The sequence below is a fragment of the Crateriforma conspicua genome (assembly GCF_007752935.1).
Taxonomy (GTDB): domain Bacteria; phylum Planctomycetota; class Planctomycetia; order Pirellulales; family Pirellulaceae; genus Crateriforma; species Crateriforma conspicua.
On sequence record NZ_CP036319.1, the window covers coordinates 3,907,911 to 3,922,444 of the forward strand.

Consider the following 14,534-nt stretch of genomic DNA (forward strand, 5'->3'; position numbering starts at 1 on the left):
TGTTACACACGAACGCTGATGATCTTCATCACTCAGTGGTTTTGCGGAAGCACTGGCGACGATCAATAGAAAGCGGCGCTGTTACCGCAAGGTCGCACAGGGTGCATTCAATCCGTCAGGCGATCGACTTGCGTTTGACGCTCTTGCGACGATAGTTCCGCACCACGCCCACGCCTGCGATCACGCCACAAGCCAACATCGTTCCGGGTTCGGGAACCGCGGTGACGGAAATCGTGCTGATCGACAACGCTTGACCTTGATATTCGGTCTGTCCGACGTAGTCATTGATCTCGTTGACGTAGCCGCCCACATACGTGATGTAATTTCGGTAAACACCCGATGTGTCACTCGGGCTGACGCCGGTCTGGATTCCGCTGTTCAGTCCGGCAAGAACCAACTGACCGCCCGCCCACGTCAAAGTGGTGCTACCCGAATCGCCGCCTTGCAAACCAACTTCATCACTTGATGTGCCACGCTCGTACGCGAATTCGATCGAATTGGTAATTTGCCCCGTGTTCAGTTCGACATTGAATGCAACCACGTCGGCATCGTTCATCCCCGCGACTTGCATGCTGGTCCCTTCGACGTCGCGTTTACCAAACACGTACAAATCTCGCCCCATCCAATCGGGTGCGAATGGCGCGGTCGCGATGCTGAGCGGTTTGACGCCATGCGCCGTCGGGATCGGGTCTGCCAAGGTGTAGATGCGAATGTCGGTATTGTTTCCGCCTCGTGCGATCGTGGTGTAACCATTGCTGGCGTACTGTCGCACGATTCCGTCACTGCCACGAAACTGGGCAACGCCTGTCGCGGCATGGTCCGCCGTCACATAGTGCTGGGGCGTGATCAGGGCCACGCTGTTGATCCCCACACCACTGATCTGGTTGTGATCGATCAAGAAACCGCTATTGACCGGCAACTCCGATCCGACACTGATCGCACCGGTTGCGAACCGCACATGTCGGTCAGGATCAAAGGAATCGAAAACGGCGGCTTCAGTGACCGAACCGGCGAAAGAAACCAACAAGGCCACGCACGCAAGCGATGGCATGCAGCGAAAGATGACGGAGAGAAACACAGATGAGGGATCCGGATGAGAAAATCGAAATAGTCGTCCAGTGTCTGCGGTGACCAGGTGGCCCAAAAAAAGATCGATGCCGTGACGTGGGCTTCAGGTGAGACCGCGTGCGCAGACAATTGGCAAAGTCTCGGCAGTCTAGTCAAAATACGCCGGAATATTCGGCACACTCATCAAAAAACAGCGCCCTCATCGTCGGGAATTCACACCCACCCGGGATTGAAACGGCGTGATCGCGTCCCTTACCCCCTCGGGAAGCGAAAGAGAACACACCACACGCCGGGTTAGAGATTGACGCTTGGTCCGCGGCGATACCGCCGCATGGCTCGCGTTTTCAGAGCAGCCCCACCGAACGCTGAAATTCGACCGGGTTCCAATAGTCGACGATCCGGTGAATCGTCGGCCCGGACATCTGAATGATCGACGCGGCACGGACCTCGAAGCGTTTGCCCGTTGCCGGAAATCCTGGCAAGTCGCCACGGTGCGTCCCGCTCATCACCCATGACGCCGCCGCATTATCACCGTCGACCATGACCTCCGTCGGATGGACTTCGAAGTCCGGTGAACCGGCGTAGGTCAGTTCGATGAAGGACCGGATCTGAGCAAGTCCGTCAAACTTGGCGGCGAACGCCAAGTCCTCGAACGAAGACTGATCATTAAAGAATTGCAGGACCGCATCCACGTCTTGCCGCGACCAGGCGGCATAGTAGTCACGAAGTCGTTGCGGCGTCGTCATGTAAGTATCTCCCGGGCGACTTCACGAATTGACCGATGCGGTGATGGATCATTCAGACGATACACAAACGCCAACCGATCGTGCCCCCAAGGCGATCCGCGAATCCTAGGCGATCAACGGGTCGACGACATGTCCGTGCACATCGGTCAAACGAAAGTCACGTCCTTGGTATCGGAACGTCAGGCGTTCGTGATCGATCCCAAGCAGTCGCAGCACGGTGGCATGGAAGTCGTGAATGTGCACACCGTCCTTGACGATGTTATAGCTGAATTCATCGGTTTCGCCGTGGGTGTAACCGCCAGGGGCGCCGCCACCGGCCATCCACAAACTGAAGCAACGCGGGTGGTGATCCCGGCCGTAGTTCTTTGGTCCGATCTTGCCTTGGCAGTAACTGGTTCTTCCGAATTCACCGCCCCAAATGACCAGCGTGTCCTTCAACATGTCCCGTTGTTTCAGATCCTGGATCAACGCGGCGGTCGCCTGATCGGTGATCCGGCACTGGTTGCGAATGCCGCCCGGCAATCCGCCATGGTGATCCCATCCGGGTTGATACAGCTGAATGAACCGGACGCCTTGTTCGGCCAAACGTCGGGCGCGTAAACAGTTTGACGCGTACGTTCCCGGCGTTGTGACATCGTCGCCATACATCTTCAACGTCGCTTCGGTCTCGCCTGATATATCCGTCACCTCAGGTATCGACGACTGCATACGAAACGCCATTTCATATTGTGCGATCCGCGTCTCCAAAGCAGGATCCGACGTGGCGTTCAATTGCAACTGATGCAGTTCTTGCAGACGTTCCAGTGCCAGACGTCGGCCCTTTCGATCCACGCCGGCGGGGTTCTTCAGATACAGAACGGCATTTTCATCTGGTCGCAAACGCACGCCGTCATACTTGCCCGGCAGAAAACCGCTGCCCCACAACCGCGAAACCAGCGGTTGCCCGCCACGCTTGGTCGACACCATCACGACGAATCCGGGAAGATCCTGGCTTTCGCTGCCCAGCCCGTACCACAACCACGATCCCATACTCGGTCGGCCCGGAAACTGGCTGCCGGTTTGCATCATGGTCACGCCTGGTCCGTGATTGATCGCTTCGGTATTCATGGACCGAATGATGCACATGTCATCGGCGACCTTGGACGTGTGCGGCAGCAGTTCGCTCAACCAAGTTCCGCTTTGACCGTGCTGTGCGAACTTGAACGGTGAACCAACCAGCGGCAAACTGGCCTGGTGCGCACTCATGCCCGTCAAACGCTGGCCCATGCGGACCGACGCCGGCATTTCAGTACCGTGCAGTTCGTTCAGCATCGGCTTGGGATCAAACAATTCCATCTGGGACGGCGCCCCCGATTGGAACAGAAAGATCACTCGCTTGGCTTTGGGCTCAAAATGCGGCGTAATCGCACCACCCGCGGAAGATCCAGGCGAAACGGTGGCTCCATCGGCGCTTAACAAGTCCGCCAAAGCGATCGAACCAAGACCGTAACCGAATCGCGACAAAAACGTCCGACGTGTCGTCAGCCCCGAATCATGTCCGGTGCAAAGATTTGACTGGTTCATTGATGCCTCACACATTCATCTAGGTTCATGACCGCGTTGACCATCACGGCCACCGCCGCCCATCGTGCGGTGTCCTGTGGCGGCGTGTCCACGTGCGACGCCGACTGTACAAATTGTTTCGCCAGATCGGTTTCGGACCGATAAATTTCGGTCTGTTCGTCGATCAACTGGCGAAGAATTTCTTGCTCCCGCTGGTTCGGTTCACGTCCGGTCAACGAACGAAACGCCACACGAATGATCGTGTCCGTATCATCATCGTATTCCACCAACCAATTCGCCGCGGCGACCAAACTGGCTTCGGTGAACTGTGGACCATTCATCAACACAAGAGCTTGCAGCGGAGAAGCCGTGACCTCGCGCTTCAACCGACAGACTTCTCGCTTGCTGGCGTTCATCGTCATCATCACCGGCGACGGCGATGTCCGTTTCCAAAACGTGTACAGACTGCGTCGATAAAGCTTTGCACCTTCGTCGACCGGCAACGGCGTGTATGCCAACGCCACGTCATACGGCTTGACCGGTGGACCACCAACGTCACGCACCAGCAATCCGCTGACGGCCAAAGCGTTGTCTCGGATCATTTCCGCCGACAACCGTTGATCCGGACCACGGGCGAGCCAGCGATTCTCCGGATCCGCCTGACGCTTTTCCGGATCGACCACGGACGTTTGTCGATAGGTCGATGACAGAACCATCATTCGCAACAGACGGCGAAGATCCCAGCCATGATCAACCAGGTCGCGTGCCAGCCAGTCCAGCAGTTCCGGATGGGTCGGCGGTTCACCCTGATTGCCAAAGTCCTCCGGCGTTCGGACCAATCCGTTGCCGAACAACAATTGCCAATACCGATTGACCACCACGCGAGCGGTCAAGGGATGATCCGGGTCGGTCAACCAACGGGCCAACCCAAAGCGATTGCGAGGTGCAGAATCGGGAAACGGCGGCAAGAATTCAGGGGTGTCGGCGGTGACCTGATCGCCACGCTGGTCATACACGCCACGGTTCAAGATATACACGGGTCGCGGTTCGCTTTGTTCCCGCATGATCGTGATTGCTTCGGTCGCGTCCATCGCTGCGCCGTATTCCTCTCGCGCCGCGGTCAACTCGTCCATCGCGGACCGGCACGACGGATCAATCGCAGAAACGAAATACTGCAGCATCTGCTGACGATCATCGGCCGACCACTGGTCGGGGGACGTCGCCAATCGATCCGACAATGACCGCCCGTCGAAACACTGGCGGACTTCGATCGGTGACAGACAGCGCTCGAACAACGCAAAATCGTCAACCATGCCGTCTTTGAAACCACGATCGCGATAACGTGAACCGATCGCAAAGTCGTTGTACCCCTGACGCCACTGGGTGATGGTGCGAGTCAGGTTGTCCTGAACAACATCGGTGTCCGCGGGTGATCCGTCGATGAAGATCCTCAGCCCCGACGCTTTGGAGGAACCGTCGTAAGTGACCGCGACGTGGTACCAGCGGTCCGCGACGATCGGTTCGGTGGTTTCCACGCAAATGGCATCGCCGGGCCAGAAGTGAACCAGTTTGGCACTCAGCTTGTCGCCCAGTTTGGTCAATTCATACCCGATCGATCCCGCATCGTCCCAACCGCGGGATCGACGATAGATGACCGCACGTTGGTCCGTTTCGGAAGATCGCATCCACAACGAAACCGAAAACGGTTGATGGCGTTCATAGTGTCCCATGCCAGGCAATACCACGGCGTCATCACCGGTCAAACGAATGGCTTTGCCGCGGCGTCCGTCGACCAGTTGATTCGCATCCGACGTCACGGCACGGTGGTCGGCGTTGACTTCGTTGGGCATCGCCCGCATCGAATCCGGCGGAACCTTTTTCCCTGTCTCCTCCACCGCTTCGTCTTCGGTAGCCGGCACCCATTGGTCGAACGACAACGCCACCACTTGGTCGCAGATCGTATTTGACTGTGCTTCGTCGACGTCGATCTGATCCAGCCATCGTTCGAATCGCACGTGTGCCGATTTGACGGCTGTGTTGTATCGATTCTGGGCCGCTGCAACGTCTTTGCCCGCCTGTTCCAACCGTTGACGTTGTTCATCGTTGGGCAACGGCATCGCCGGCGTGGGCACCGCATCGGTGAAGTACGAGATCAAGCCGCGTTCATCGACATTGGCAAAAAACGACGACAAGGAATAGTAATCCTTCATCGTGATCGGGTCATACTTATGGTCGTGACACCGTGAACATTCCAGCGTCAAACCCAAGAACGCTGCCGCGAAGGTTTGTGTCCGGTCGGCAACGTTTTCAATCCGAAACTCCTCCAATGCCACGCCGCCTTCCTTCTTGTGCGAATGCAGGCGGTTGAACGTCGTCGCCAAGACTTGTCGTTCCGTGGCATCGGGAATCAAATCGCCGCCGACTTGCCACGTGATGAACTGGTCGTAGGGCATGTTTTGTCGAAAGGCGTCGATGACCCAATCTCGGTACGGCCAAACGTAGCGTGTATCATCTCGTTGGTACCCAAACGAATCGGAATACCGTGCGACGTCCAGCCATTCGCTGGTCAAACGTTCGGCACACGCGTCGGACGTCAGCAACCGATCGACAACGGTTTCGAACGCCGTCTCCGAATCATCGGCTATGAAAGCGTCCATCTGATCCAGTGTCGGCGGCAGTCCGGTCAGATCAAACGTCACGCGACGCAACCACTTTTCCTTGCTTGCCGGATCGGCTGGCAAAACGTTCTGTTGTTGCATCGCAGCCATCACGAATCGGTCGATCGGGTTGGTCACCCATGGATCATCGATCGACGGAACGGGAATACTTTTGGGCAGCGTTTGGAAAGACCAATGACGTTCGTAGGGCGCGCCCTGCAAGATCCACTGATCCAGAATTTGTTTTTCCTTCTTCGACAGTCCGCGAAGCGAATCAGCCGGTGGCATCACCAAGTCTTCGTCGTCGCTGTGAATCCGCAGGTAAAGCTCACTGGCCTCCAGATCTCCCGGAACGATCGCCTGGTATCCGCCCAAATCGGCAATGGCGTTTTCATGCGTGTCCAGACGCAGATCCGAATCCTGGTTCTCGGCATCCGGTCCATGACACTTGAAACACCGGTCCGACAAAATCGGTCGCACGTCACGATTGAATGAAATGGTCGGGGGCAACTCGCCCGTGGTGCGATCGTCGTTGCCCTCGGATATCGCCGTCGCGGCTGAATCGGACGCGGACGCCGTGCCGCAATCGAAGACCGCCAATATGACGGCCAAAAGGCAGGCAGGGATCAAAACCGTGTTGGTAGGATTTATCATTTAGCCCGAATGAAGCTGCTGGGGAAGGTTCGTTTCGCCACCGCTAAAACCGTATTATCGATCAATCACGTCACGGGTCTTGTATTACCGGACGACACTTTTGGTATGTTTTGACGGACGCCACCAGTGTGACCTTCCGGTCCGCCGCTTCCCGACTTCGGTCCCCAAACCCGCCACCATTGACGAATTCACCATCGCCAGACGGCCAATCCGTTCGCGAAAACTTTTTCGCTCACCACCCGGATGTGCGTCACGTTTTACGGTTGTTTGACCATCTTCCGGGCACTCTGTTTTACGCCAAAGACACTCAGCACCGTTACGTGGACGCCAACCAGCGGAACCTACGTGACGTGTTCGGGCTGGAGCGATTGGACCAACTTTTGGGCAAAACCGACTTGGATTTCCAACCGGTCGCTCTGGCCGAAGCCTATCACGCCGAAGATCGCCGCGTGTTTTCCAGCGGCCAAATCATCGCCAACCAGATTTGGTTGGTTCCCCACGTTGCGGGCGCCCCGCGATGGTACGTGTCGACCAAGACGCCGGTGACCAATTCACAGCAGCACGTTGTCGGATTGGCCGGCGTGATGTACCCGATCGAAACCCCGGAGGAACAAGCGTCGTTCTTTCGTGAACTGTTGCCCGCGGTCCGACACCTGGATCAGCACTACGCCGAATCGGTGTCGATGTCAGAACTGGCGGAGATGTCGGGACTGTCATCGACGCAGTTCAACACGCGTTTCCGAACGCTCTTTCGGATGACGCCCAGCGAGTACCTTTTGTCACGACGCATCCAAGATGCCCAGGACCGGTTGGTCGGGTCATCCCAGTCCATTGCCGATGTCGGCCTGGCGGTCGGCTTTTTTGACCAGAGCCATTTCACGAAACGCTTTCGCAAGTACACCGGCATGACGCCCAAAGCGTACCGAAAACGTTTTCGCGACGAACGATCGTAGCGACGCGTCGAATCACGCGATCCAACGACGACGACGATTCAATTTCGGATCGTCCAAGACGGCGGTCAGGATGTTGGCGTCTTCGATGATTTGGTAATCGAACATGCCCACGCAGATGAAGTCGGCGCCGTTTTCAAACGCGTATCGGAACCCTTTCTTTGGATGCACCGCACCCGCAGCCAACGTCTTGAAGGCGATCCATGGCTTGTCGATGCTCTCCATGTACTGAATCGTTTCTTCGGGCGTGCGTTCCCAGTAGTTGTCGACGGAGTAATTGTCGATGATCAACTTGTCTTTCTTCTGTTCCGGCTTCCACGACCAATAATCGCGGCAGTGCAGCGTCTTCATATAAAAATCGGCGCCACATCGATGCTGTTCGGCGTCCTGAACGGTTGCCAATTCATGCCCGGCCAAACCCGCCGGTACCCCACGACTTTTGATGTAGTCGATCGTCTTGGCCATCAAGTCGTACTTGCCGGCACGTGCCCAGCGGTCGCCCACGTTTCCCATGATCATGGCGGCCGAAGCACCGTTGTCGATGGCGAAATCAATGTTGCTGCGATAATCATCATCCTGCGGATACACCGGCGCGATCCATTTCATCGTCCCGCCACGTTTCCAGTAATCCTGAAGCAAGGCGACCGGTTCGGGCCGAGCGCTGACCGCGGTGGTGTTGATACCGCATTGTTCACACAACCAGAACGTGTCCAGAACCTTGTTGGACGTGAAGTAATTCTTCAAAAACTGCGACACATAGATCAGATCCCGACTGTGAGCGAACCCGCTGATCAAGTTGCCTCCGCAGATAATACGTCCGATTTCGATGTCACCGATCTTGCCGGCAGGGATGGGCCTTTTCAGCTGGCTCAGATCGGCCGCCTGAGTCACCTTCACGGTTGGTTCACTGTTGCCATCGACGTGTCGACGCAAATCGTCTTCTTCGTGACTTTGCCATCCGTGCTGTTTGGCAATTGCAAACGCCATCGTGCCGATCACGGGAATCGATATCAGATTTTTGACAATGGTTCGCCGCTGTGGCGAATCGGCGGGCGCATCATGATTAACACTGGCTGGAACACTGACACCGGCCGCGTATTTCGCAAACGACTGTCGCACCAGTCGCCAGATGGAAAAGGTCCACGAGGTGGGCGTCGCCGCGATCAGCCCCAACACCATCGCTTCAACCAAGGTTTTGTTGATCAACAAATAGTGGCCTTCGGATGCAAACCCGACGTCGGTCGCGGTCCACGGTGGACGGACAGAGTAATACGTCAACAACAAAACCATGCCAACGGTCGCCGCCAAACGCTGGGCGAACCCGGTCATTAAACACAGTCCGATCAATACCAATGCGGCGATGTTCAAGCCATCGATCCAGGCGACCCAATCGGACGACCGGGCCAAACGCTGCCACATCTCTGCCATCGGTCCCGAAGCCGTTTCCAGATAGCCGGCCGATGTCCATCCCGGCGTCAACCATTTGGCAATGCCTTCATAGGCCAAGTGCCAACCGACCATCAATCCGAGCGCCGTGAAAATCCAACGCTGAGCGGCCGAACAATTGGGTGGTGCGGCCGCGGTTCGGCTGGGCGCGTGTCGATCCGGCAGGGCGCCAGAATTCGTCTCGTGTTCGGCGGCTGACGGACAGCAGGGCGGGGCGGTTCGATCAGAAGCGATTGCCATCGCATCACCTGGGATACCGAGGTCGGGCGGGAACGCCGACCAGTGTGGGCTTTCGCAGCCCTGTTGATGCCAACGTTCCATGGGGCGGGGACCGATCCGACATCACGCGATGATGCCAAACCGATGCCAGACAGTATCGGTGCGACGAACGCACGCCGCGACACGAAAGCGGCGGTGAAGATGTCGCCGCGACAATACGCCCGCCGTCGCGGACGAATGGCGAGAATCATCATCACCCGGGCAATTGGAGTCGCGAAAAGAAATAGACGCGGAGACGCCATGACGCACAGTCGCAAAGAGGACTGACCTGACGCGGATGATTTCCCTTCGCGTCCTTGCGTCCTTGCGTCCTTGCGTCTTCGCGTCTTCGCGTCCTTGCGTCCTTGCGTCCTTGCGTCCTTGCGACTTTGCGTTGATATCGACTTCAGCCAATCGTGAAATTCACCGAAGCGACTTACCGCCGATCAGTTGCTCCAGTCCACGTCGGCGCGGCTTCGCAAGCGATTACTGACGCTCGGGTCGCCCGTGGCGACTTCCAGACGTTCCAAGACACGTTGCATCGGAACCTGCTGCGCTTCGTGAATCAACATCGGCGTGATGCCGAGAATGATCACCGACGTCAGACTGCCTTCGTGAGCCTGCTTGACGCGATTCTCAAGTTGTTGGAGTTCCGCATCGCTGCCGACCAACAGCATCAGCCGTTGCATCCCGCCACAATCCAACAAGCCGGGCCGGACCTTTGCCACCATCGTCTCGGGTCGAACCTGCGCGTCCTTGGAAACATTCGACTGCTGCGCGGTAAAGCTGGCGGTCAGCGTCGGCGACACCAGATCCGAATCGCTGGTCACGTCCTGATCTTGCAAAGAACTCGTTCGTGACAAAGCCAACGTTGCCGGCGTGGTTGTGCTTAACTCCGGTGACAGCGTCTGTTCTTCCGCAGCCGATTCGGTGGCATCCACCGCATTTTTGACCAAGGGCAATGCGGCATCGGAAAGTGTAGACACCAACGTATCGGCATTCATTCCGGGTTGGTTTGATCGCAGCATTGCCAACAACGTTTGGTCGACCATCGACTCGTGCAGTTCCGCCAACAGCGGCTCGAATCGCACCTGCAGTTCACGCGGCATTTCCGACCAGGCGTTCGCGTCGGCTTTTCCGTCGGTCGATGTGGCTTGGATTCCTTCGGCGATCAACACCGCGCGGCCATCCAGCCTGTTCCGCATCGTCTGCAATTGGCTTGCCAGTTCGACGAAGAACTGGTTGGTCAACGATTCCGCTTTCATGGACATGACATGGCGACCGATTTCGCAAGCCATGTTCACCCGTTCGGTGATCGGGTCGTTTCCGGACAGACCGCCATCGATCGCATCAGCGGCCTTCAGCATCGAATCATTGGTCGATTCCGTTTGGGCCAACTCATTGCACCGGTCGATCAATCGGGCGGTGACTTCGATCGCCGAAGTGATGTCCAGTCGTCGGTCGTGCAATCGGACCATGAACTCACGAGAGATCGCAACGACATAGCTGGCGACCAACCGAGACACCGCGTTGGGAATCGTCGCATCGGAAATGCTGGGTTCCAAAAAGTTTCTGATAGCTTGGTCCGACTGCAATGCTTCCTCTGGCAACCGGCGAATCAAGCTCATCAGCCATTCCCGGCGCGAATCATCATCGGCGCGATACATGCCCAGCATGGCATTGCGGATCGCTTCGCGTGTCATCTCGCTTCGTTTGATCAATCGGTCGATCACCGGCTTTGCAAGTTGCTTTGCTTCACCGGGTCGCCCCAGCCATGACAACAGCAAGTGCCGAATCAAAGCGGGCGCAAGCAACTTTTCCTCCAATGCCCGCACCGTCCCCAGTCGGACCGCGCCGACTGATCGAAGATGTGTCGCGGGCATCCCCGCAGTGGCGTCTTCGGTTCCCCGGCGGGCGGCTTCCAACAAATCGTGCGCGCCGTTGGCAGCGGCCCAAAGGTAGTTGACGATCGTTTCACGAGGATCGATCCCTTCCGCTTCGTCCGCCGGTCCGGTGATGACATAAGCGTCGCTTAGCGGTGATCGAGCGGCCGGCAGGCTTTCGAATCCCGCCCCCGCATCACCGGGATAGCTGTTGCCCGGCTTCATGAAGTGTTGCATTTCTTGCAACGTCGCCTGGGTGTCATGCAGCAGCAACGGATTGGCGGGGTTACCGCGCATCGCTGCGGCCGACAGCAAGGAAACAATTTTGCTGTTTTCCAAACCGGCTTGATCCAGCAGATTGCGCAGCAGATGAACCACATCCAAGTACATGCCGCCTCCGGTCCCACCGGACACCGATCCAATCACGTAGACCATCGGAATGCGCTCGCCACAGACCGCGGCCAAGTGATCGATCGCTTCGACCAATGTCCGACGAATCGTTTCGCCGTGATCGACCAGCGCCAGACGCCCCAACGGACGCATGCCTTCGGTTCGTCCGTTTCGGGGAACGTTGTAAATCCAGCGCCGCGAAATGGAACCAAATCGTTGGTGCTGTTCGCGCCGATAGTCCATCGCGGACTTCAACGGTGTGTGCACCAGATGGCATTGCGGAATCAGATCGGAAATCTCCGCCAACTTCGTGGCTTGGATCGTCGCGGCATCGGTATCGATCAATACCGAATGCAAATCCATCGGGCTGGCGGAATATAGTTTGGCAATACGCGACCGCAAATCATGCAGACAGCTTGCTCCGGTGCCTCCCAGCGCAACGACCAACGTATGGCTGGTGATTCGACCGGAGATCGACCGAACCTTGGAATCCAATTGCGGCAAATCTTGAACGCTAGCCGGTTGATTTTGCCCGAAGGACAACGGATCGGTTTGGGCCGAACTTGCTTTCGCGGGCATGCCGCTCGCTGTCGCCGCACGACTTTGCACGTGGCGTAGCGCATCGACGAAATCGGCACACGATTCGAAACGTCGCGTGGGATCCTTTTCCAAAGCCCGGGCCACGATCGGTTGATCACAGGCCGGCAAGGCATTCAGGTTTGGCGAACCATGCACGTGCTGCGTTGCCAGCTGTGCGATCGTCCGTCCATTGAACGGCCGCGACCCGGTCAACAATTCTTGATACATCACCCCAAGACTGTATTGATCGCTGTGCAGGCTGGGGCGGCCGTCAAACACCTCCGGCGGCGCGTACGTCGGCGTCAGACCGCCCACGATGCTGCAATCCGCCTCTCGCAAGTCTTTCAACAATCCAAAGTCGGCGACTTTGACGTGACCGCCGACCAACAGCAGGTTGCCCGGTTTGATGTCCAAGTGTTGCAGTTGGTACTTGCTGTGCAGGTAATCCAGCGCATCGGCCGCATCGTGCAAATAGGCCAACAGTGCTTTCCGCGGAATCCCACAGGATCCCCGATCACAGTGCCGCTTGAACACTTCTTCCAAGGATCCATCGGCCAGTTCCGTCACAATGACCAATTGATCGTTGACAATGCCGAACCGGTCCAGCGTCAACAGGAACGGATGATGGACGCCTTTGATTCGTTCCAACGACTTCAGTTCGCGTGAACCACGGTTTTCGTCCGTGGCACCGAACACAAACTTGACGGCCTTCTTGATTCCCCCAGGCGCATCGGCACGCCAGACTTCGCCGAAGCCGCCTTCGCCGATCTTCTCTTCCAGGACGTAGCCCGAAAACGGCTCGTATCCGGGAGCGATCAAACGAGTGGAATCTGCAGTCTTGGTCATGAGAGCGACTTGAAATAGAAAACGGGGATGAACATTCACCGATCGAGGTGATCGACTACAGTTCGCTGAAGTAGCTCTTGCAGGCCTGGTCCAAGTATTCCGGACGCAGCGTCAGCGGAATCTTTCGATAACGACAGAAATTGGCGACTTGTGTCAACAAATCGCGGGGGTGACATCGACGCAGCGGCCGGCTGCTGCGTTTGTAGTATTCCAGCAAATACTCGGCGGCTTCCGGAGTTTCGGGGAAGCCCAACCGTGAGGCGACGGTTTTCATCAAGATCCGCAGTTCTTGCGGCGACGGGTTGTCCACAAAAATCTTGTAAGGAACGCGACGCAAGAATGCTTCGTCGACCAGATCGTCGGGATTGATGTTGGTCGAAAAGATGATCAGCTGTTCGAACGGGATTTGAATCTTCTTTCCCGTCGGCAGGGTCAAGTAGTCACACTTGTTTTCCAGCGGAACGATCCAGCGATTCAATAATTCCTCCGGTGCAATCCGTTGTCGTCCAAAGTCGTCGATCAACAGACACCCACAGTTGCTTTTCATCTGCAGCGGCGCTTCGCAAATGTTCGAACGGGGATCATGCCGGACTTCCAGGTTGTCCATCACCAATTCACCGCCGACCACAACGGTCGGCCGCTGGATTCGCATCCAACGCCGGTCCCATTCGTCCGCCTTTAAAATCTGCCCGTTGCCTTCGGGTACGGGGGCTTCGCGATGGAAAGCGTCGTCTTGCAGTTTGATCAGGTTGCCGTCATCCAGGATCGCATGGGGGATCCAGATCTCTTGCCCAAGACATCCGGTCAACGACCGTGCAATCGTCGTTTTCCCGTTGCCGGGAGGTCCATACAAGAACAGACCGGTGTTGCTGTTGACCGCCGGACCCAACTGATCCAACAAACTGTTTTGGTAAGAAATGTCCGCCATCGCGGCGGCCAATTGATCGCGATCGATTGGATCCAATCCGGCCGCCTGGGCTTCCACACTAAGACAGTAATCCTGCAGCGGCACCGGCGCCGGGCCGACATAGCTGCAGTGCTGCAGATGAGCCTGCGTTTGCTTTTGGCCCTGTTCGGTCAGCGAGTAGTAGTAGTCATTAAATGGTGCCGGTCGGACGTGCGCCACCAGCTTGCGAGTTCGCAACAGATCCATCAGCGGTTCGACAATGCGAAACGGCAATCCCATACGTTCGGCCGTATTTCGACCGCTGACCGTACCGGCGACGTTGATCGTTTTCAGCGCAAGCGCTTCGATAAAGCTTTCGGACAACCCGGTTTCGGCCAGGCTGGTCGGTTCGGCGGGCCAAAAGGTGTCGTCGCAGAGCAGACTGCCCAGCATCGACGGCTCGAACGATTGCGTTTCTTGGACTAGCACAGGATCGTTGGGTTTGTAGCGAATGTGCGGCTTGTTTGGCGTCGCGCCGACGAGGGCGCAACGCGGGCTATCGGTGAAAGCTAGCTCGCGAATCCAAGTCGCAAGAAATTCTTTCCGATTGACGCTTGTCCACAAACTGC

At 57.1% G+C, this 14,534-nt stretch carries 8 protein-coding genes; 1 reads left to right on the forward strand and 7 read right to left on the reverse strand.

Going from position 1 to position 14,534, the window contains the following annotated elements; all coding sequences use genetic code 11:
• Nucleotides 1–115: 115 nt before the first annotated feature.
• The 4 genes from Mal65_RS14400 to Mal65_RS14415 all read right to left on the reverse strand — a co-directional run bounded on the left by Mal65_RS14400 (nucleotide 116) and on the right by Mal65_RS14415 (nucleotide 6,625).
• Nucleotides 116–1,051, reverse strand: coding sequence for a hypothetical protein (locus Mal65_RS14400; protein ID WP_165701278.1), 936 nt, complete (start codon nucleotides 1,049–1,051; stop codon nucleotides 116–118).
• Between the two features lie 361 nt (nucleotides 1,052–1,412).
• Nucleotides 1,413–1,814, reverse strand: coding sequence for an ester cyclase (locus Mal65_RS14405; RefSeq protein ID WP_145298874.1), 402 nt, complete (start codon nucleotides 1,812–1,814; stop codon nucleotides 1,413–1,415).
• Nucleotides 1,815–1,919: 105 nt separating this feature from the next.
• Nucleotides 1,920–3,377 (reverse strand): DUF1501 domain-containing protein, encoded by a 1,458-nt coding sequence (locus Mal65_RS14410; RefSeq protein WP_145298877.1) that lies wholly within the window; start codon nucleotides 3,375–3,377, stop codon nucleotides 1,920–1,922.
• Entirely contained in the window at nucleotides 3,374–6,625 is a 3,252-nt protein-coding gene (locus Mal65_RS14415) for a DUF1553 domain-containing protein (RefSeq protein ID WP_196784165.1), read from the reverse strand. The genes Mal65_RS14410 and Mal65_RS14415 overlap by 4 nt, the downstream gene beginning before the upstream one ends.
• 221 nt (nucleotides 6,626–6,846) lie before the next feature.
• Here Mal65_RS14415 and Mal65_RS14420 point away from each other — a divergent pair, with 221 nt between their 5' ends.
• Nucleotides 6,847–7,620, forward strand: coding sequence for an AraC family transcriptional regulator (locus Mal65_RS14420; protein ID WP_145298883.1), 774 nt, complete (start codon nucleotides 6,847–6,849; stop codon nucleotides 7,618–7,620).
• Between the two features lie 12 nt (nucleotides 7,621–7,632).
• Here Mal65_RS14420 and Mal65_RS14425 read toward each other — a convergent pair whose 3' ends face one another.
• The 3 genes from Mal65_RS14425 to Mal65_RS14435 all read right to left on the reverse strand — a co-directional run bounded on the left by Mal65_RS14425 (nucleotide 7,633) and on the right by Mal65_RS14435 (nucleotide 14,358).
• Nucleotides 7,633–9,384: a DoxX family protein gene (locus Mal65_RS14425; RefSeq protein ID WP_145298886.1), complete on the reverse strand. Its 1,752-nt coding sequence runs from the start codon at nucleotides 9,382–9,384 to the stop codon at nucleotides 7,633–7,635.
• Between the two features lie 383 nt (nucleotides 9,385–9,767).
• On the reverse strand, nucleotides 9,768–13,019 hold the full coding sequence (locus Mal65_RS14430; RefSeq protein WP_145298889.1) for a protein kinase domain-containing protein: 3,252 nt from the start codon (nucleotides 13,017–13,019) through the stop codon (nucleotides 9,768–9,770).
• A gap of 55 nt (nucleotides 13,020–13,074) precedes the next feature.
• On the reverse strand, nucleotides 13,075–14,358 hold the full coding sequence (locus Mal65_RS14435) for a DUF8689 domain-containing protein (RefSeq protein ID WP_145304923.1): 1,284 nt from the start codon (nucleotides 14,356–14,358) through the stop codon (nucleotides 13,075–13,077).
• Nucleotides 14,359–14,534: the final 176 nt, after the last annotated feature.